This window comes from Bacillus aerolatus, from assembly GCF_009183655.1.
Classification (GTDB): Bacteria; Bacillota; Bacilli; order Bacillales; family Domibacillaceae; genus Pseudobacillus; species Pseudobacillus aerolatus.
Genome location: NZ_WEIO01000033.1, coordinates 1 through 527 on the forward strand (window position 1 = coordinate 1; position 527 = coordinate 527).

The following is a 527-nucleotide window of genomic DNA, read 5'->3' on the forward strand; positions in this document are numbered from 1 at the left end:
TATGCATTAATCGCACCTGAAGGATTGGTGAATAATGTTATCCCGGGGTTTGAAAATTGTATTATTTCTATTTTGGGTTCACCTAAGCTTGGAGCAAGCTTTGTCGATTACGTTGTGACAATGCAAAATGGGGGGGGAAATAGCGAAGGATTTGGCGGACAAGCAGACGTAGAAACATTCGTCTATGTGATTGAAGGAGCAATAAAAGCTGCGGCAGGTGAGCAAGAATTTGTTCTTGAAGAAAGTGGTTATTTATACTGTCCGCCAGGGACGAAAATGTATTTAGAAAACCTTGGGGATGGCGATTCCAGACTATTCCTTTATAAGCAAAAATATCGTCCGCTTGAAGGACGGAAGCCGTGGGTTGTTTCAGACCACGCCAACAAGATTGAATTTAGAAATTATGATGACATGCATAATGTCAATATTAAAGATCTTTTGCCTATGGATCTAGATTTTGATATGAATTTTCATATTCTTTCCTTTGATCCTGCCGCATGTCATCCGTTTATCGAAACACATGTGCA

The 527-nt window shown here is 39.8% G+C and carries 1 protein-coding gene; it reads left to right on the forward strand.

The annotated features are described in order from the left end of the window. On the forward strand, positions 1-527 hold a 527-nt coding region (allE, locus tag F9802_RS19465), incomplete at both ends, for a (S)-ureidoglycine aminohydrolase (protein ID WP_152154744.1).